The following is a 17349-nucleotide window of genomic DNA, read 5'->3' as shown; positions in this document are numbered from 1 at the left end:
AAACAAAAAGGCCCTCCCGCATGGGAGGGCCTTTTTCATATCCAATGCCAAACACTCTATCGCGTCGATGGGTCGACGCCCTTGTAGGTCGCCGGGATCGAAAAATACGAGCGGGGAATTTCAACGCCCTGCTCAACGTCATAGAGCGAAAAGGTCAGTTCCGAGCCGCTGGGTTCCACCAGACTCCACTGCGCCAGGTCCTTGGTCTCGACGTCGAAAATCAGCGACACCTGAACGGTGCCGGCGACCGTTTCGTCGATGATGGTGATGGCCATGTAGCCATCCGAGGTCGTGACATCGATCACATTGGCATTGAGCAGGTTGATCTGGTCGCCGAGAAACTGGCGCAGCGGGATCGTGTCCTGCGGATAGGCGTAATAGGTCTCTTCCTGACGGTTGAGCACATAGAAACCGCGACCTACGGAGACGATTTCTTCCCGGCTCGGCGGATTGTAACGGAAGCGCACCTTGTCCGGACGCTCGAGGAAGAAGGTCCCTTCCGTGCGTCCGCCATTGGTGTCGATCTGGAGGAACCGCCCCACCATGGTGCGGATCGCCGAGTTATGCGTGTTGATCTCGGTGATGAGCTGCTGCTCTTCCGGCGTCAGTGTCCGTCCCTGAGCCAGGGCCGGCACGATGGGGGCCAAAACGGCGGCAACACCAAGAAGGAGAGCATGGCGGCGAATCATCGGCGGGATATCCTCGCTGGATTTTAGTCTGATAAACTAACCTAGGAAGCAATTGCGGCAAGAGGTGGAAAGTTCCACCGGCCGGAGAGGGACGACAATGCGCAAATTGGTGATGTGCTTAACGCTGGCCTTGGTGACGACCCTGCCGGCCTGGGCCGCCCTGCCGCCCCAATATCAGCGGCAGGCCGAGTTTTCCGCAGTCATCGAGGCCGCCACCGAGGTTTTTGGCATCGGCAAGCTCATCGACGCCATCGAGCTGACGGCGCCCGACGTCTATTCGGTGCGTTCAGGGACATGCGTTCTCACCGTTCGTATCGTCGACACCCCGCAAAAACACGAGGCCGGCTGGGTGGGTCCGCGCGAATTCGAAGCCAAGCCCGAGCCACTCGCCTGCTGAAAATGAAAAACCCCGGACCAGGGCCGGGGTTTTTCCAATGCTAAGCAGAACTACTTAGTACCCGTCGGAATTGTTTCCGACGAGGATCTCGCGCTTGCCGGCATGGTTGGCCGGGCTGATGACGCCCTCGCGTTCCATGCGCTCGATCAGCGTCGCCGCCTTGTTGTAGCCAATGGCAAGGCGCCGCTGGACATAGGAAGTCGAGGCCTTCTTATCGGTCAGCACGACGTGGACGGCCTTGTCGTAAAGCTCGTCGCCCGAGCCGGCGTAGTCGTCGCCAGCGCTAGAGCCACCGGCTTCCATGCCGCCTTCGTCTTCGTCAGCAGTGACGGAGTCCAGATAATCCGGCGCGCCCTGGCTCTTGAGGTGGCTGACCACCGCTTCGACCTCGGCATCCGACACAAAGGCGCCGTGGAGACGCTTGGTGCGACCGCCCGAAGCCATGTAGAGCATGTCGCCATTGCCGAGGAGCTGTTCGGCACCCTGCTCGCCAAGAATGGTGCGCGAGTCGATCTTGGACGTCACCATGAACGAGATACGGGTGGGGAAGTTGGCCTTGATCGTACCGGTGATGACGTCGACCGACGGACGCTGGGTGGCGGTGACGATATGGATGCCGGCGGCACGGGCCATCTGCGCAAGGCGCTGGATGGCGCCTTCGATGTCCTTGCCGGCAACCATCATCAGGTCGGCCATTTCGTCAACGATCACAACGATGTAGGGCAATGGTTCGAGATCGAACTCTTCGCTCTCGTAGATCGCCTCGCCGGTTTCCCGGTCAAAGCCGGTCTGCACGGTGCGGGTGATGACGCGGCCTTCCTTGGCCGCTTCCGAGACGCGCTGGTTGAAGCCGTCGATGTTTCTGACACCGATCTTGCTCATCTTCCGATAGCGGTCTTCCATCTCGCGCACGGCCCACTTGAGGGCCACGACAGCCTTCTGCGGGTCGGTGACGACCGGAGTAAGAAGATGCGGGATACCGTCATAGATCGAGAGTTCCAGCATCTTGGGATCGATCATGATCATGCGGCACTGCTCGGGCGTCATCTGGTAGAGCAGCGAGAGAATGAAGGTATTGATACCCACCGACTTGCCCGAGCCGGTGGTACCGGCGATCAGCAAGTGCGGCATGCGCGCCAGGTCGGCGATGATCGGCTCGCCGCCAATGGTTTTGCCGAGGCAAATCGGCAGCTTGCCCTTCATCTTCTCGAAATCGGACGAGGCCAGCATTTCGCGGAAATAGACGGTTTCGCGCGTCTGGTTCGGCAGTTCGATGCCGATGGCATTGCGGCCCGGCACCACGGCGACGCGGGCGGAAATGGCCGACATCGAGCGGGCGATATCGTCCGCCAACGAGATGACGCGGGAGGACTTTATGCCGGGCGCGGGTTCGAGTTCGAAGAGAGTAACGACTGGGCCGGGGCGGACATTGATGATGTCGCCCTTGACGCCGAAATCGCCAAGCACCTCTTCGAGACGGCGCGCCATGGCTTCGAGACGCTCCGGCGCGTGCTCGGGCGATGGCCCCACGCGCTTGGGCTCGGCAAGCAGGCTCAGCGCCGGCAGTTCGAAACCATGCGGCTCGTCGAGCAGGCTCGGCTGGGCTTCGCGGAACACGCGCTGGCCCGGCACCGGGCGCGGCGCGGGAGCAGCAACGCGCGGAGCGGTGTGATCGACCGGCTGGAAGCGCGAATCGCCACGCTGGGTGTGGTTGACCACGGCCGGATGCTGGGCAATCGGCATATCCGGTTCGAACGGAATCGAATCGTCTTCGACCTCTTCGGGATAGTCGATTTCGGTTTCGTCATAGGACGGACCGGCATTGATGCGCGGGGAGACGACAGGCGCGGCTTCAAAAGCCGGTTCGACCGGAGCGTGAATGCGGCGCTGGCTGACGGCCAGGGTCGGCTCCTGCTGGGCCGGGCTACGCGGGGTGACGGCGACGTCGAGATCAGGCTCCTGGCCGTGCTCGCGCCATTCTTCCTCTTCCTCGTGGCGGGCCGCCTGGGCGGCACGGGCGCGGCGCCAGGCCGTACGGAGGGAATAACCCATATGCACGACGGCACCGAGCGCCACTTCCACGAGGGGATTGGCCTCGCGCTCATCTTCTTCCTCGACCTGCGCCGCGCCCTTGCGTGACCCCTTGGCCGGCATGACAGGCACGGAGGTGCCGAGGCCCATGGCGATCCAGAGAAGGGCAAAAGCGGGCACGGCGATGATGACGGCAAAGAGCGCGCCAGTGATCGGCTGCGGGTCGGCGCCGGCAATCATGGCGGCAAGATTGGTGAAAAGCATGCCCGAAAGGCCGCCAAGCCCGGTCGGCAGCGGCCAGCTTTCCGGCGTCGGCAGGAAGGCAAAGACACCGGTCGAGAGCATGATGGCGCCAAGCCAGGAGAGCGTGCGCAGCACGACGTGGGTCACCCGGCGCTTGCGCAACAGGGCCCAGCTCCACAGCGCCAGCGGCACGATGGCGACAATGCCGCCAAGCCCGAGGAACTGGAAGACGAGGTCGGCAATCACCGCGCCGGGGTAACCCAGCCAGTTTTCCGCAATCTTGCTCGTTGCATAAGAGAGCGAGGGGTCGTCAACCGACCAGGAGCTCAGCGAGAGCAGCAGCATCGCGACGATGCCGAAAAGCACCATGCCCGCGATTCGAAGCGGAATGCGAATGGCGATGACCGGCGCAGGTTTGGGCATGGAAGCCGTCTTCTGGCGGGCAGCACCGCGCGGTGGCACGGGGCGGACATCGTCGAGCGTCGGAACGGGATGGCTGGGCATGACACGCATTACTGTTCGGGGGACACGACCCATTCGCGGTCCCCGTATCGCCTGTCATGCTAGAGTGGGGTGGTTAATCTCGTGCTAACCATCGACCTTCGTGTCGCACCGGATCGCAATTTTGTGCTTCGGTCGCTAAGCTTTCCCGTGGAGTGCGGCCCACCGTTGTGCGTGGGAAGCCTCTGTGGCGGGCCAAGAGGAAGCAGGCCGCACACCACGAGAAAGGTTTTTTGGGAGACAGGTGGCGCCGAAGCGCCACCTGCAAAGTCATTAGCCGTTGTAGGCGCGTTCGCCGTGGCTCGAGAGATCGAGGCCGTCGCTTTCGCCGGCTTCGCTGACACGGGCACCACCAAAGATCGCCTTGACGATGAGCATGGCAACAAGAGCCACGACACCGGACCAGACGACGGCGATAACGACGCCGGTGAGCTGCACCATGAACTGGCCGCCGATCGAGTAGGCAGCAGCATCGCCGAGCGGATAGCCACCAAGGCCGGGGGCCGCGACGATTGCCGTGCCGAGGGCGCCGACAATGCCACCCACGCCGTGGATGCCGAAGACGTCGAGCGAGTCGTCATACTTGAGCAGCGGCTTGAGGTTGACGACGGCCCAGAGGCAGACCACGCCGGCAATCGCGCCGAGCACGATGGCGCCACCGACACCGGCAAAGCCGGCGGCCGGCGTGATGGCCACGAGGCCAGCAACCGCACCGGAGACCGCACCCAGAGCCGATGCATGGCCACGGGTGATCTTTTCACCGAGTGCCCAGGCAAGGGCACCGGCAGCAGGCGCCAGAACCGTGTTGATCAGGGCAACGGCGGTCAGGGCATTGGCTTCGAGGTTCGAACCGGCATTGAAGCCGAACCAGCCAAACCAGAGGAGACCCGCACCGATATAGGTCAGGACGAGGTTATGCGGTGGGATCGGTTCCTTCATGAAGCCGATACGCGGCCCGAGGACGATGGCAGCGACGAGAGCGGCCACACCGGAATTGATGTGAACCACGGTGCCGCCGGCGAAGTCATAGGCACCCATGCCGAACAGCAGGCCCGGACCCGACCAGACCATGTGGGCCATCGGGATGTAGGAGAAGGTGAACCAGATGGCGAGGAAGGCCATCAACGCGCCGAACTTCATGCGCTCGGCGATACCGCCGATGATGAGGGTCGAGGTGATGCAGGCAAAGGTCAGCTGGAAGGTGACGAAGACCAGTTCGGGCAGTTCGAAACCGGCCGAGAAGGTCGCCGCACGCGAGTCGAGCGTGACGCCATTGAGGAAGAACTTCGAGAGGTCACCAACGAAAGCGGAGAGGCCGCCTTCGGTCGGGCCGGCAAAAGCCAGCGAGTAGCCATAGGCCACCCAGAGAATGGAGATCATCGAGAAGCCGAGAAACACCTGGGTCAGGACCGACAGGACGTTCTTGGCGCGGACGAGGCCACCATAGAAGAGCGCGAGGCCCGGAATGGTCATGACGATGACGACCATGGTCGAAACCAGCATCCAGGCGACGTCGCCCTTGTCGACGATGGCAGCAGCTTCTTCGACGACCGGCGCGGCGGCGTCCTGGGCAAAGGCCGGCAGAGCCAGCAAGAGGGAGGCAAGCGCTGCGCCCCCGAGAACCTTGTTTATCTTCATCTTGTTTTCTCCCGAAGACGCTTAGAGGGCGGACGCGCCGGTTTCACCGGTGCGGATACGGGTGACCGCGAGGAGGTCGAGCACGAAAATCTTGCCGTCGCCGATGCGGCCGGTCTGGGCCGAGTCGCGGATGGCGTTGCTCACGGAATCGGCGAGGCTGTCGTCGACAGCGATTTCCAGCTTGAGCTTTGGCAGGAAGTGCACGGCGTATTCAGTGCCGCGGTAGATTTCGGAGTGACCCTTCTGACGCCCGTAACCCTTCACTTCGGTGACGGTCATGCCGTGCACGTCCAGAGAGTTGAGCGCCTGCCGAACCTCTTCGAGCCGGGACGGCTTGATGATGGCAACCACCAGTTTCATATGACCCCCTTGGCGCCTTGGGCGCGTGTTGGAACTGCAACAGGTGAATTCAAGTGCCGTGCCAAACCAAACGGCACGGATTTTTGCCACTTTTACAATGACTTAACCAGAGAGCGGAAAACACCGACTCGGAATTGGGCAGAACGAAGCCGCTTTTTTGTGCGGATGAATTCGCTTTTGCCTGTTTTTTGAACATCATAAATTACGCCGCGGCATTGGGCGCACTTGCACGGTGCGGCGGGCAGCCCGACAATGGGTGAAGACGCAAGGAGACGGCGATGAGCGCAGCGGCAAAAGACCATTTCGATGTGGCCATCGTTGGCGGCGGGCCGGTGGGCATGACGCTGGCGCTGGCGCTGGTCCAATCCATGCGCGGCATCCGCGTTGCCCTTATCGATCGCCGGCCGCTGAGCGTTCCCAAGGACAATCGCGCCTCTGCCATTGCCGCAGGTGTGCGCCGCGTGTTCGACGCGCTCGGGGTCTGGGCGGAGATGGAGGCGCACTCCCAGCCGATCACCGCCATGCGGATCACCGATTCGGGGAGCGGGGACATTGCGCGACCGCTCTTCCTGCAATTTGACGGCGAAGTCGCCCCCGGCGAGGCCTTCGCCCATATGGTGCCCAATACGGCGAGCCAGGCGGCCCTGCTCGGCGCCATGGGTGATCTCGTCACCGTCATCGCCCCCGCCGAAATCGCTGACTGGTCAGAGGGCCGGCTGACCCTTGCCGATGGGCGCGCAATAGTTGCGCCGGTGATCGTGGCGGCCGATGGCGCGCAATCGGCGCTGCGCCAACGCGCCGGCATCGGCACGACGGGCCACGACTATCACCAGACAGGGCTCGTCGCGACCATCACGCACGAACTGCCCCATGACGGCGTGGCTTACGAGCATTTCAGGCCCTCCGGCCCCTTTGCGAGCCTGCCCCTCAAGGGCAATCGCTCTTCGCTGGTCTGGACCGAGACCAGCGAGAACGCCAAGTCCTTCATTGCCATGGACAGCGACCAGCTCGCCCGCGAGATCGAGGCGGTGATGGGGTCGAGCCTCGGCGCCGTAACGCTCGAAGACAAGCTGATGGGTTTTCCGCTGCGCTTGCAGATTGCCCGCGACTTTGTCGGCCCGCGCCTGGCGCTGGTCGGGGACGCGGCCCATGTGGTCCATCCCATTGCCGGCCAGGGTCTCAATCTCGGCCTCAAGGATGTGGCGGCTCTGGCAGAGGTCATCGTCGATGCCATCCGCCTCGGGCTCGATCATGGCAGCGAAGACGTTTTGGGGCGCTACCAGGCCTGGCGCCGGCTCGATACGGCCAGCATGGTCATGGTCACCGACGGCATGAACCGGCTCTTTTCCAATGACGTTGCCCCGGTTCGCGCCATTCGCGATTTCGGCTTGGGGCTCGTCGACCGCGCCGGACCGCTCAAGGACGTGATGATCCGCGCAGCCGCGGGCGTGTCCCAGAGCGGCCCAAAACTGCTGAGCGGCCTGCCGATCTAGCGAGAAGAGGCTAGTCAGCCGCCTTCTTCGAAAGCGCCTGGATTTCCTCGGGCTCGACATTGCGCGCCTCTTCAAGGCTGAGGAGCGGCACGCCCTGCACGACCGGAAAAGCCAGCCGGGCGGCAATGGAAATCAGTTCCTTATGATCAGCCGAGAGGGTCAGCCGGGTCTTGGTCAGCGGGCAGACCAGCATTTCCAGCACCTGCCGGTCCACGATATGGCGAGGATCGACCGGGGTCTCTGTCATCAGTTGAGCGGCACCCCGCCCTTGCCGCCGCCAGCCATTTCATATTCGGTCATGGCGATCAGCGTTTCCGCCCGGTCGTTGAGGGTCTGCGCTTCAAGCAGCACTTGCTTTTCGGCCGGCCCATAGGGCGAGACCATGGCGCAGAAATTGACGAGGTCCGCCGTCCCGGTGCGCTCGATCTCTTCCCAGTTGAGGTCGATGCTGGCGAATTCGGCATAGTCGCGCATCATTTTGACGAAGCGCACGCGGTCGACGCTGTCCTCGCCCTCATTGCGGAGGAAATCGGCCCCAAAACCCTCGGCCGAAATCTCGGCCAGCCGATAGGGCGTGCCGCGGTTCAATTCCTCACGAATGCGGAACCGGGTTACCCCTTCAAGAATGACGAAATAGCGTCCGTCGCCGCTTTCCTCGAAATGGGTGATGCGGCCGAGACAGCCGACCTTATGCAGGGGCACTTGCCCGGCCGGACTTTCCTCGCTCGTGTCCTCGGGCTGGATCAGGCCGATCAACCGGTCGGTCGAGAGTGCGAAATCCACCATCTCGAGATAGCGCGGCTCGAAAATATTGAGCGGACGGTGCGAATAGGGCAGCAGCAGCGCCCCGGTCAGTGGAAAGATCGGGACCACGTCCGGCACCTCAAGAGGGCTCGCTGGGCGCTGCGGCATATTTTTGGTCCCTTACGAGAAGAGGACAGCGGAGAGAAGGCGCCGGCCCTTGAGGGTCGCGGGATCCTTGACGCCCCAGGCCTCGAAGAATTCGAGCAGCTTCTTGCGGGCGCCGTCCTCGTTCCAGGTGCGATCGCGCTTGAAAATGGCAACCAGAGCCTCGGCCGCCTCGACGCGCTTGCCTTCGGCATTGAGCACGACGGCGAGATCGAATCGCGCCTGGTGATTGTCGGGATCGGCCGCAACTGCAGCTTCGAGCGCCGCCGATTCGGACAGACCAGCCGCCTCGTCCTGTAGGCGAATGGTATTGGCGATCGCGGTATAGGCTTCGCCCTTGCGCTTGTCCTCGGGCACCATATCGAGCGTGGCGCGAGCCTGGTCGAATTCGCCGGCCTCGACATAGACGCGGGCAAGGCCGATCAGCGCCAGTTCGTTTTCGGGGGAATGCTGCAGCACCATGCCAAAAATCTGAGCCGCCTGGCCGAGATCGCCGGCCACAAATGCCTCTTCGGCGACCTTGAGCGCATCAGCAATCTGGGCTTCGATCGAATCGGCCGGCGGGGCGCCCGGAGGGGCCGCGGCGATGACGCGATCGGCAAATTTTCTGACTTCGCCTTCCGGCATAGCGCCCATGAAGCCATCGACCGGACGACCGCCGGCAAAAGCGAAAACGGCAGGGATGGACTGCACGCCCAACTGCCCGGCAACGCCCGGATGGTCGTCGATATTGATCTTCACGAGCTTGATCTTGCCCGCCTTCTCGTTGACCACCTTCTCAAGGGCAGGGGTCAATTGGCGGCAGGGACCGCACCAGGGCGCCCAGAAATCAACGAGAACCGGAACATCGCGGGAGGCTTCAAGCACGTCGGCACGGAAGCCGGCATCGGAAGATTCGCTGATGAGGCCGACAGGAGCGGCCGGGGCAGCGCCGGCGGCGCCGTTGAGGGAAATCGACATAAAGAGCTCTCGCGAATGGGCATTGAGGGAGCAGTCGCGGGCCTTTTTGCGCCCGCCTCACCCCGGTTGCAAGTCCTAGTTCCCACAGGCTTTCAACAAGATGACATGAAAGCGAAGAACTGGGGTTGCAATCGGTCTGATGATTAGGCATATAGCGCCTCGTTGAAGCGCTTCAAGGCGCTGCGACACGGATGCGGGTGTAGCTCAGGGGTAGAGCATAACCTTGCCAAGGTTAGGGTCGAGGGTTCGAATCCCTTCGCCCGCTCCAATTCTCTCAGGTTGGCAAGCCTAGAGAGAAACAAAGGGTCCTTCGGGACCCTTTTTGTTTTTCCGGCATTTCTCTGCCATTGCCGGGACGACCGACTCGCGGTCTAGCTGGCGCGCCTTTGAGCCCAGAGAATGCGAGAGCTTCCATGACCGATCTGTCGAGTTTCCCCATCGCCCAGCGCTGGCCTGCGGCCCATCCCGATCGCCTGCAGCTTTATTCCTGGCCCACACCCAATGGGGTGAAGGTCTCGATCATGCTCGAAGAGATCGGCTTGCCCTATGAGGCGCACGCCATCCAGATCGGCAAGAACGAAACCTGGACGCCCGAATTTCTCTCGCTCAACCCAAACGGCAAGATACCCGCGGTGATCGATCCCAACGGCCCCGGCGGTAAGCCGCTGGCTCTCTTCGAATCAGGGGCCATTCTTTTGTATCTCGCTGAAAAGACCGGCAAACTTCTCCCCCAGGACCCGGCGCTTCGCTACGAGACCATCCAATGGGTCTTCTTCCAGATGGCCGCCATTGGCCCGATGTTCGGGCAGGTCGGCTTTTTCCACAAATTCGCCGGGCGGGAATTTGAGGACAAGCGCCCGCTCGAGCGCTATCGCGCGGAATCGCGACGCCTGCTCGAAGTGCTCGAAAAGCGCCTCGAAAGCCGCGACTGGATCATGGACGATTATTCGATCGCCGATATCGCAACGCTCGGTTGGGTCCGTAACCTCGTCGGTTTTTATGGCGCGGGCGATCTCGTCGCCTTCGACACGCTCAAGCATGTGCCCGCCTGGCTCGAGCGCGGCCTTGCCCGTCCCGCCGTGCAGCGCGGCCTGACCATTCCCGCCGCCTAAAGCGGCCCTGTTGCCGCAGGAACCCGGAACGCGCTGGCGTCCGGGACAATGTCGGCCAGGGAATAGCGATTGGCCGATGCCAGGAAATCGGCCAATGCGCCATCAAGCACACCGGTGAGACGACAGACTGGGGCGATGGCGCAATTTTCGCCCGCCATGCATCCCACCAGAGCAAAATCGGGCTCGGAGGCTTTTATGATGTCCCCGACCCCGACGTCTTCGGGCGGTCGCGCCAGCCTGAGGCCGCCATTGCGGCCCCGGCTTGGGCTCAGAATGCCGGCGCGTGCCAGGCGATTGGCAACCTTCATCAGGTGATTGCGGGAAATGCCGTGAAACTCCGACACCTGCTGGATGGTCAGGCGCCGGTCGGGTTCGGCGGCCAGCAGCATGAGAAGGCGCAAGGCATAGTCGGTAAATTGGGTCAGGCGCATTCATGCCTCCCTCGATGGGAAGCAACCCCGCCAGAGCGGGGTTGCGAGCGGGTCTATTGCTGCGGCTGGGCCGGGGCCATGGTCATGCCATGCGGGTTCTCCGCATTGGGCCGGTGCGTCAGCAGCTCGCCATTCGGCGCCACGGGAGGAGTGGCCGTATCATAGTCGTAGAAGGCGGCGTGGAGGCCCCAATAGCTGCCGGCGATGATCACCATGGCGGCGAGCAGCCCGAGGGGCACGGCGGCAATTGCGGGAACGAGAGCCTTCACCCGCGGCCCCGAAGGCATGGGATCAGCGGCGATCAGGAACAGCGTGCCCATGATCAGGGCGTGCCCGACGAGGTCGATACGGCCGAAGGGATAGACGGCAGCCGTGAAGATCACGATCAGCGCCACGGCCGAGAGGCGACGGATCAGTGGCGTCCAGAGGAGGCCAAAGCCCATGGTGAACTCGGCAACGCCGGCCATCGGAATAAACGTGTCACGCGGCATGCCGAACGTCAGGAAGGGACGTTCTTCCACGAGGGGATAGAACCACTCGGCATAGGCGAACTTTTCAAGGCTCGACCACATCAGGGCGATGGCGACACCCCAGCGCAGCACGGCAAAACGATGCTTGTACCATTTGCCATCGGGATTGCTGGCCAGCACCAGATAGCCTGCAACGCCGAGCCCCAGGGCCAGATAGTCGAGCAGGTGGAAGAAATCGTAGTCTCTCAGCGCAATGACCCAGAGGCCGATAATGCCAGCTGCGGCGAGCGGCATGGTCCGGCGCGAAAACACCAACAGCGCGATCAGCAATTGCAGCCACGACACCCATTCATTGGGCGTCTGCAGATCCGGCGTCAGATAGACGCCGCCCACCGCGAAGATGGCAACAAAGAAACCACCAATAATGGCGCGCATGAAATCGTCCGAGCGCGTCCAGAGCGGCGCGCTGGCCCAATCGAGAGCCCCGCCGATCGTGGTGCCAAGCTTGCTGTGTTCGACCGCCACCGTCACGGCAAAGAAGGCCAGCACAAGAATAATGCCGAGCCAGAACCAGAAATTGGTCAGCGTGCCGGTGATCGGGGCGGGCGATGCGCCAACCACATAGGGGGCGAACCATTTCACGTGAGCATAGGCGGGCGTCGCCGCCCCGAGGCTCATAATCGCGATTCCGAGGGGCAAGCCGAGAGCGAGCCAGCGCTTGAGGCCGGGCCCTTCGCGGTCTTTGGCTGCGTTTTCGAGGTGCGATGTCACTTTCGACTCCATCAGGTTCTGCAACAGCTGCAGTCGATGCCGAAGTAAACATGCATCCGACGTGCATCTTTGATCTCGATCAAACCATCCAAGATTTCGTACGTCATAGTCCAGAGCAGAAAACGACTTTGAGGATAGTTGAAATGGATGTCGTGAAATGGGGCGCGGCAGGCGTTCTGGCCGTTGCCTTTGTCGGCGCATTGCTTGTGCGGGACCAGCCGGCCGAAGCCATTGCCGTGCTCCCGCTGCCGCCCGTCTGCGGCGATGCCATGGCCGACCATGGCGGCCCCTCCATGCAGGAGCATATCGACATGATGGCGGCCGGTGCCGATCCCAGCCATGCCGCACTTATCCAGACCATGGAGCCGATGCATTCGGACATGATGCGCGGCATGACGGCAGAAGATTTCCAGACAGCTTTCGTCTGTTCAATGATCCCGCACCATCAGGGCGCGGTCGAAATGGCCAAGGTGGCGCAGCAACATGCGACCGACCCGTGGATCAAGATGTTCGCCCAGGAGATCATCACCACCCAGCAGGTGGAAATCCGTGAAATGCAGGCCTGGCTCGCAAGGTTGCCGGCAAAATGACGAAAAGCCCGGCAGATGCCGGGCTTTCTTGCTTCAACCCCGCGCCGCCGCTTCGAGCACCGAGATGTCGAATTTCACCTGCTTGAGCATGGCCTCGGTGACGCGCTTCTGCACGGCCGGATCAGGGTCCATCATCAGTTCGCCGAGGCGTTTTGGCGTGATCTGCCAGCTAAGGCCCCACCGATCGCGCAGCCAGCCGCATTGCTCGGTCGAGCCGCCCTCTTTCAAGGTATCCCAGAGCCGGTCGATCTCGGCCTGGCTGTCGCATTCGACCATGATGGAAAAGCTGTGGTTGAAGGGATCGAGCGGGCCGGCATTGATCGCCATATAGCGCTGGTCGCCAATGGTGAAAGCGGCCATGCCGACGCTACCGGCAGGACCGCTGGGATTATCGGCGGGAATGGCCGAGACCCATTCGATCTTGGAGCCCGGAATCAGCGACGTATAGAACTTGATCGCCGCGTCCATATCCTTCTCGAACCAGAGATGCTGGGTGACCTTCATCTGTTCCTCCTGTTGAACCGCCTCGAGGGCGCCTGCCTTCAAGACGATTCAACGCTGGAGACTTCGACATGGTCCCGCGGATTCTTCAGGCGGGGCGAATGCGGATCGCCAGATGCGGTTTTCCCGGCAGCTCCACCGCAAAGGCAGCATCGGGTTTTCGTTGCATCACCACCGCCCCATGTCGGGTCGGATGGTTTTGCGGCGCCGGGACGATCTTTGCCGGTTCGACGGTCATGTTCCAGGTATCGATCAGATCGACCTGATACTTTCCATCGTCCTTGGGGAGGCCCGCAGCCCAGATGATCGGCTGGTGCTCGCCAAAGTAGATGATGGTCGTATCGCCATCCCGCGCGCCGGAGACGCGGTTCCAGGGATAGCGCGTCTGCGGATCGATCGGCTCAAAACCGTGCTTGGCATCTTCTTCCATCAGGTCGCGCAGAAAGCCGATGCGCTTCCAGGTTTCGCCATGCAGCTCTCCGCCCTTGGCCCACCAGATGAGATCGTCGGGATTGGAGAAGGTTTCGCCGTGCCCGGTATAGCCGCCGCGCATCGCCGTGATCCAGAAGCGATGCACCAGTTCCTCAGCCGAGATATTACCCCAGACCTGAATGATATTGCCCTCATATTCGGGCTCGTCGTTGACCACCGGTTTGCCGTAGGCCAGCCGCCATTCCCCGGTCCGCTTCACGTCCCAGTTCTGGATGCAGACATGGGTCACCCAGGGCTTTCTGTGATCGTAATTGGCTTCCGGGTCGCCATTGTGGATCGAGCGCAGATGCCCGTAGGGGTCGTTCTCTTCCAGAATGTGGAAGTAGCGCTCCCACTGGTGCATCGGCTTGGTGTTGAGGAGGAAATCGTATTCGTTGGCAAGCGACCACCAGACGTTGCGATAGGCCGACAGGCGCGCGGCGAGATACTGAACATAGGCATAGTCCTGCGCCTCGCTCATGTCGCAATAGCCCCAGCGATCATAGGGGTGGAAGATGATGATATCGGCTTCGATACCCATCTCCCCCAGCGCCTTCACCTGGTTCTCGAAATGCCGAAAACTTTCGGGATTGGGCCGGTCGAAGTCGTATTTTCCGTCTGCCCCCTTCTGGTAGACGTCGTGCAGCGCCTCGTTGACGTTGTAGGGGTAGTCCTTGGGGAACACGCCCATGCGCATCTTGTTGAAGCGCGTCTGCTTCAGCGTTTCGAGCGTCTTCGTCTGTTCACTCAGCGGCTGATGCGTCCAGGCGTAGCAGGTGGTGCCGAAGGACAGGAACGGCGTGCCATCGGCATAGGCAAAGTGGAATTTGTTGGCGACCCGCACCGGGCCATGCACACCCGCGCGCGGCGCTGTGGCCGTGAAACTGCCGGTCTTGCCGTCCAGCTCCGCCACGTTGGACTTGGTCGAAAACGTCCACTCGCCCTCATTGTCCGGCATGAAGCGAACGCAGAAAATGCCGTCGCCGTCATAAAAGCCCGGCACGCGGACGACGCGGCTCTTCTGCTGGAAAAACGCTTCCAGCGTTACATCGAGGAAGGGATTGCCGCCCGAGGGACCGGAAAAGCTGGCTTCAAACACATCCCATTGCGCTGTTGTCGTCATAGTCATTCTCCGTCGACGCGCTTGAACAGCAGGGCCTGATAGGGCTTTGGCGAAAAATGCAGGATATCGCCGCGCTCGACGCTGTCGGCGAGCGTCTTCTCGGTCATTTCCCAGGTGTCGATCAGCGTCGCCGAGTATTTTTCGCCCGGCGGCGTCGCCACCGCGAATTCATTGGGCTGGTTCTCGCCGAGATAGGTCAGGTAATAGCGATGCGGCTGGCCGGCCGTCGCGAACCAGGCCTGCACCCGCGACCAATCCTCTTCGCCCGGCGTGGGCTGGAAGAGCTGCGCGAGAACCACATTGTCGAGCCCGCCAGCAATGGTGGTGCGATAGGCGCCGGTCGACTTGACGGGGTCGAGCCCTTCATCCGGGCCGTCTTCCAAGATCTTCCGCAGGAAGGCGATGCGCTCGACGCTCTCTCCGATCAGCTTGCCGCCCTTGGCCCACCAGAGGTTTTCTTCGTCATTATAATAGGTCTCGCCATGGGTGACGTAACCGCCATTGACAGTGCCGTCCCAGAACCGCCGGACCATTTTCTTGGCGGAAATATTGCCCCAGAGTTCGGCAATGTCGCCCTCGTAGCAGCACTCGTCGATCGAGACCGGCTTGCCGTACTTTTCCCGCCACAGTGCCGAGAGATTTGCCCCCGATCGCTGGATGCTCGAATGGGTAATCCGCGGGTGGTTGTGGTCGTAAAAGGCAAAGCAATTGTGCACGCTCAGAAGATGCCCAAAGGGATCATTGTCTGACGTGATGTGGATGAACCGATCCCAATCCGCCATGGTCTTACTTGGCATCAGGTCATACTCATTGGCCATCGACCACCAGACGTTCGGCAGTGCCGCGAGGCGCGCCACAAGATACTTCAGGTATTGATCGTCCTCGGCCGGGCTCATCTTCGAAAAACCCCAGCGATCATAAGGGTGGAAGATGATCAGATCCGCTTCGACGCCGATCTCGGCGAGCTGGTTGATGCGCTTTTCGAGGTGCCGGAAATAATCCGGCTCGAAGCGCGAAAAATCGAACGCCCAGCCATAGTCGCCACCGAACCGGCCGGTCCATTCGCTCGTCCCCTGCTTCACTACTGGGAAGGGATAGCGTTCGGGCTCGTTCTGATTGTAGCGGTAGTGTTTTGGGAACACGCACATGCGGATTTTGGTGAAGGGCCCGTCCTTCAGCGTCTGCAGCGTCTCTTCCTCGAGCGCATCGCCCTGCAGGTTCCACACATAGGCCGTGGTGCCGATATTGATGTAGCGGGTCCCATCGGCGTAGCGGAAATGGTGGCGGTTGGAGACGCGCACCGGCCCATGATGGCCGGGCTTTGCCGCACCCACCTCAAAGCTGCCGCTCACCCCATCAAGCGCTGAAACATTGCTCTTGGTTTGATAGGTCCAGGTGCCCGTCGTGTCGGGCAGGAAGCGCAGCTTGTAGTTGCCGTCGCCATCATAAAAGCCAGCCACCCGCACCAGCCGGTCGCCCTGGCTAAAAGTGGCGCGCAGCTCGACGTCCTGAAATGGATTGCCCTCGCTTGGGCCCTTCAGGGTGAGTTCATAGGTGGCCCACAGCGACGCGGCGCCGTTGGCTTCAGCCGAATTGGTCATCTTGCCGTCCCAAAGTCTGAAATTGGTTGGTTTTAAATCAGGCTTAGCTGGCGACGCGTTTGCGCTCGCGCCAGCGGCTGGTGGTCGTGGGAATGGAGCCGAGCAGCAGGCGCGTATAATCGTGCTGCGGATCGGACATCACCTGTCGCGCCGGGCCGAACTCGACCACCCGCCCCTTGTTCATCACCGCAATGAAATCGGAGATGTAATAGGCCGTGGCGAGATCGTGGGTGATGTAGACAAAACTTCGTCCCGCCTCGTCGCGCAGCCGCTTGAAGAGGTTGATGATGATCATGCGGCGCGAGGCGTCGATCATCGAAACTGGCTCGTCGGCAACGATCAGTTTGGGGTCCGGAATCAGTGCCCGCGCCACCGAAATGCGCTGCAATTCGCCGCCCGAAAACTGCGCCGGGTATTTGCCGCGCACTTCTTCATAGTTGAGGCCCACGCTTTTGAGCGCCGCTTCCACCGCGGCCTCGGCCTGCGGCCCATCCATGCCAGCCACGCGCCGCGCCGTCTCTTCGAGATAGACATCCACCGGGCGATAGCGGCTGAACGCCTCAAAGGGATTTTGGAAGATCGGCTGCACCAGGCCCAAAAAGTCCTTCTTGGACGGGATGGCGCCCTGCCCGGCCACGACTTCGTCATAGACGATCGCTCGGCCGCTTGTCGGCGTTTCCAGCCGCAGCAGCGTCTTGGCCAAGGTCGTCTTGCCGCTGCCCGATTCCCCGACAATGGCGATCACCACCGGCTTGTCGCTCTCGACGGTGATGTTGACGTCGTTAAGCGCCTGGATCTGTTTGGCGCGCACGATGCCGCCAAGCCGGTAGGTCTTGTTGAGGCCCTCGGTTTTGAGAATGAAGGTCATGCCAAAACTCCCGCTTTCTCGCGCGCCGGCTGGGCGACGAAGTGACCCGGCTTTACCTCGATGAGATGGGGCTCGACCCGGAAGGCGCGGTCGCCGCCGGCACCGGCTTGGCTCGCAATCACGCCGCGCATGCTGTCGTCGCCAATGGTGGGCAGGGAGTCGATCAGCATCTTGGTGTAGGCGTGCTGCG

18 protein-coding genes and 1 tRNA gene are annotated in these 17349 nt (G+C 61.9%); 5 read left to right on the top strand and 14 right to left on the bottom strand.

Annotation, left to right across the window (positions count from 1 at the left end):
• Window positions 1-56 precede the first annotated feature (56 nt).
• Window positions 57-689 (bottom strand): LolA family protein, encoded by a 633-nt coding sequence (locus ABW043_RS10195; RefSeq protein ID WP_353921102.1) that lies wholly within the window; start codon window positions 687-689, stop codon window positions 57-59.
• Window positions 690-786: 97 nt separating this feature from the next.
• On the opposite strand from ABW043_RS10195, the gene ABW043_RS10190 reads away from it, so the two are divergent.
• Window positions 787-1086, top strand: coding sequence for a hypothetical protein (locus tag ABW043_RS10190; RefSeq protein WP_353921101.1), 300 nt, complete (start codon window positions 787-789; stop codon window positions 1084-1086).
• 54 nt (window positions 1087-1140) lie between these two features.
• On the opposite strand, the gene ABW043_RS10185 is transcribed toward ABW043_RS10190, so the two are convergent.
• From ABW043_RS10185 to ABW043_RS10175, 3 genes are all read right to left on the bottom strand, one after another.
• On the bottom strand, window positions 1141-3897 hold the full coding sequence (locus tag ABW043_RS10185; protein WP_353921100.1) for an FtsK/SpoIIIE family DNA translocase: 2757 nt from the start codon (window positions 3895-3897) through the stop codon (window positions 1141-1143).
• Window positions 3898-4134: 237 nt separating this feature from the next.
• Complete coding sequence (locus ABW043_RS10180) at window positions 4135-5499, bottom strand: ammonium transporter (RefSeq protein WP_353921099.1); 1365 nt, start codon at window positions 5497-5499, stop codon at window positions 4135-4137.
• A gap of 21 nt (window positions 5500-5520) precedes the next feature.
• Entirely contained in the window at window positions 5521-5859 is a 339-nt protein-coding gene (locus tag ABW043_RS10175; RefSeq protein WP_295413691.1) for a P-II family nitrogen regulator, read from the bottom strand.
• Between the two features lie 278 nt (window positions 5860-6137).
• On the opposite strand from ABW043_RS10175, the gene ABW043_RS10170 reads away from it, so the two are divergent.
• Window positions 6138-7352 carry an FAD-dependent monooxygenase gene (locus ABW043_RS10170; protein ID WP_353921098.1) on the top strand — a complete coding sequence of 405 codons (1215 nt, stop codon included), beginning with the start codon at window positions 6138-6140 and terminating at the stop codon, window positions 7350-7352.
• 10 nt (window positions 7353-7362) lie between these two features.
• Here the strand turns inward: ABW043_RS10170 and ABW043_RS10165 are convergent, their stop codons facing one another.
• Genes ABW043_RS10165 through ABW043_RS10155 form a run of 3 tightly spaced genes read right to left on the bottom strand, consistent with a single transcriptional unit; the run spans window position 7363 to window position 9221 of the window.
• A complete protein-coding gene (locus ABW043_RS10165; RefSeq protein WP_353921097.1) occupies window positions 7363-7599 on the bottom strand; it encodes a Trm112 family protein in 237 nt (78 codons plus the stop codon).
• Window positions 7599-8264 (bottom strand): LON peptidase substrate-binding domain-containing protein, encoded by a 666-nt coding sequence (locus ABW043_RS10160; RefSeq protein WP_353921096.1) that lies wholly within the window; start codon window positions 8262-8264, stop codon window positions 7599-7601. The genes ABW043_RS10165 and ABW043_RS10160 overlap by 1 nt, the downstream gene beginning before the upstream one ends.
• 12 nt (window positions 8265-8276) lie before the next feature.
• The gene (locus tag ABW043_RS10155; protein ID WP_353921095.1) at window positions 8277-9221 is read right to left on the bottom strand and encodes a tetratricopeptide repeat protein; all 945 of its coding nucleotides are present in this window, start codon (window positions 9219-9221) and stop codon (window positions 8277-8279) included.
• A gap of 193 nt (window positions 9222-9414) precedes the next feature.
• On the opposite strand from ABW043_RS10155, the gene ABW043_RS10150 reads away from it, so the two are divergent.
• Both ABW043_RS10150 and ABW043_RS10145 read left to right on the top strand, forming a co-directional pair.
• Window positions 9415-9489: transfer RNA gene (locus ABW043_RS10150), tRNA-Gly, on the top strand.
• A 145-nt stretch (window positions 9490-9634) separates the two neighbouring features.
• Window positions 9635-10333 carry a glutathione S-transferase N-terminal domain-containing protein gene (locus ABW043_RS10145; protein WP_353921094.1) on the top strand — a complete coding sequence of 233 codons (699 nt, stop codon included), beginning with the start codon at window positions 9635-9637 and terminating at the stop codon, window positions 10331-10333.
• Here the strand turns inward: ABW043_RS10145 and ABW043_RS10140 are convergent.
• Both ABW043_RS10140 and ABW043_RS10135 read right to left on the bottom strand, forming a co-directional pair.
• Window positions 10330-10764 carry an Rrf2 family transcriptional regulator gene (locus tag ABW043_RS10140; RefSeq protein WP_353921093.1) on the bottom strand — a complete coding sequence of 145 codons (435 nt, stop codon included), beginning with the start codon at window positions 10762-10764 and terminating at the stop codon, window positions 10330-10332. The genes ABW043_RS10145 and ABW043_RS10140 overlap by 4 nt on opposite strands.
• A 53-nt stretch (window positions 10765-10817) precedes the next feature.
• Complete coding sequence (locus tag ABW043_RS10135) at window positions 10818-12005, bottom strand: hypothetical protein (protein WP_353921092.1); 1188 nt, start codon at window positions 12003-12005, stop codon at window positions 10818-10820.
• A gap of 143 nt (window positions 12006-12148) precedes the next feature.
• On the opposite strand from ABW043_RS10135, the gene ABW043_RS10130 reads away from it, so the two are divergent.
• Entirely contained in the window at window positions 12149-12595 is a 447-nt protein-coding gene (locus tag ABW043_RS10130) for a DUF305 domain-containing protein (RefSeq protein ID WP_353921091.1), read from the top strand.
• Between the two features lie 33 nt (window positions 12596-12628).
• Here the strand turns inward: ABW043_RS10130 and ABW043_RS10125 are convergent, their stop codons facing one another.
• The 5 genes from ABW043_RS10125 to ABW043_RS10105 all read right to left on the bottom strand — a co-directional run.
• Window positions 12629-13099 (bottom strand): VOC family protein, encoded by a 471-nt coding sequence (locus tag ABW043_RS10125; RefSeq protein ID WP_353921090.1) that lies wholly within the window; start codon window positions 13097-13099, stop codon window positions 12629-12631.
• Window positions 13100-13184: 85 nt separating this feature from the next.
• Window positions 13185-14690 (bottom strand): DUF5060 domain-containing protein, encoded by a 1506-nt coding sequence (locus ABW043_RS10120; RefSeq protein ID WP_502908635.1) that lies wholly within the window; start codon window positions 14688-14690, stop codon window positions 13185-13187.
• Between the two features lie 2 nt (window positions 14691-14692).
• On the bottom strand, window positions 14693-16291 hold the full coding sequence (locus ABW043_RS10115; protein ID WP_353921088.1) for a DUF5060 domain-containing protein: 1599 nt from the start codon (window positions 16289-16291) through the stop codon (window positions 14693-14695).
• 43 nt (window positions 16292-16334) lie between these two features.
• Window positions 16335-17159 carry an ABC transporter ATP-binding protein gene (locus tag ABW043_RS10110; protein WP_353921087.1) on the bottom strand — a complete coding sequence of 275 codons (825 nt, stop codon included), beginning with the start codon at window positions 17157-17159 and terminating at the stop codon, window positions 16335-16337.
• Window positions 17156-17349, bottom strand: a 194-nt coding sequence (locus ABW043_RS10105) for a hypothetical protein (protein ID WP_353921086.1), incomplete at its 5' end; no start/stop codon positions are given. The genes ABW043_RS10105 and ABW043_RS10110, both read right to left, overlap by 4 nt.

The sequence above is a fragment of the Devosia sp. genome (assembly GCF_040509215.1).
GTDB lineage: Bacteria > Pseudomonadota > Alphaproteobacteria > Rhizobiales > Devosiaceae > Devosia.
This window is presented reverse-complemented; position numbering and strand designations above follow the sequence as displayed.

Coding starts and splice junctions, on each gene's coding strand:
- ABW043_RS10195 (WP_353921102.1), bottom strand. CDS start 689: ATGATTCGCCGCCATGCTCTCCTTCTTGGTGTTGCCGCCGTTTTGGCC.
- ABW043_RS10190 (WP_353921101.1), top strand. CDS start 787: ATGCGCAAATTGGTGATGTGCTTAACGCTGGCCTTGGTGACGACCCTG.
- ABW043_RS10185 (WP_353921100.1), bottom strand. CDS start 3,897: ATGGGTCGTGTCCCCCGAACAGTAATGCGTGTCATGCCCAGCCATCCC.
- ABW043_RS10180 (WP_353921099.1), bottom strand. CDS start 5,499: ATGAAGATAAACAAGGTTCTCGGGGGCGCAGCGCTTGCCTCCCTCTTG.
- ABW043_RS10175 (WP_295413691.1), bottom strand. CDS start 5,859: ATGAAACTGGTGGTTGCCATCATCAAGCCGTCCCGGCTCGAAGAGGTT.
- ABW043_RS10170 (WP_353921098.1), top strand. CDS start 6,138: ATGAGCGCAGCGGCAAAAGACCATTTCGATGTGGCCATCGTTGGCGGC.
- ABW043_RS10165 (WP_353921097.1), bottom strand. CDS start 7,599: ATGACAGAGACCCCGGTCGATCCTCGCCATATCGTGGACCGGCAGGTG.
- ABW043_RS10160 (WP_353921096.1), bottom strand. CDS start 8,264: ATGCCGCAGCGCCCAGCGAGCCCTCTTGAGGTGCCGGACGTGGTCCCG.
- ABW043_RS10155 (WP_353921095.1), bottom strand. CDS start 9,221: ATGTCGATTTCCCTCAACGGCGCCGCCGGCGCTGCCCCGGCCGCTCCT.
- ABW043_RS10145 (WP_353921094.1), top strand. CDS start 9,635: ATGACCGATCTGTCGAGTTTCCCCATCGCCCAGCGCTGGCCTGCGGCC.
- ABW043_RS10140 (WP_353921093.1), bottom strand. CDS start 10,764: ATGCGCCTGACCCAATTTACCGACTATGCCTTGCGCCTTCTCATGCTG.
- ABW043_RS10130 (WP_353921091.1), top strand. CDS start 12,149: ATGGATGTCGTGAAATGGGGCGCGGCAGGCGTTCTGGCCGTTGCCTTT.
- ABW043_RS10125 (WP_353921090.1), bottom strand. CDS start 13,099: ATGAAGGTCACCCAGCATCTCTGGTTCGAGAAGGATATGGACGCGGCG.
- ABW043_RS10120 (WP_502908635.1), bottom strand. CDS start 14,690: ATGACGACAACAGCGCAATGGGATGTGTTTGAAGCCAGCTTTTCCGGT.
- ABW043_RS10115 (WP_353921088.1), bottom strand. CDS start 16,291: ATGACCAATTCGGCTGAAGCCAACGGCGCCGCGTCGCTGTGGGCCACC.
- ABW043_RS10110 (WP_353921087.1), bottom strand. CDS start 17,159: ATGACCTTCATTCTCAAAACCGAGGGCCTCAACAAGACCTACCGGCTT.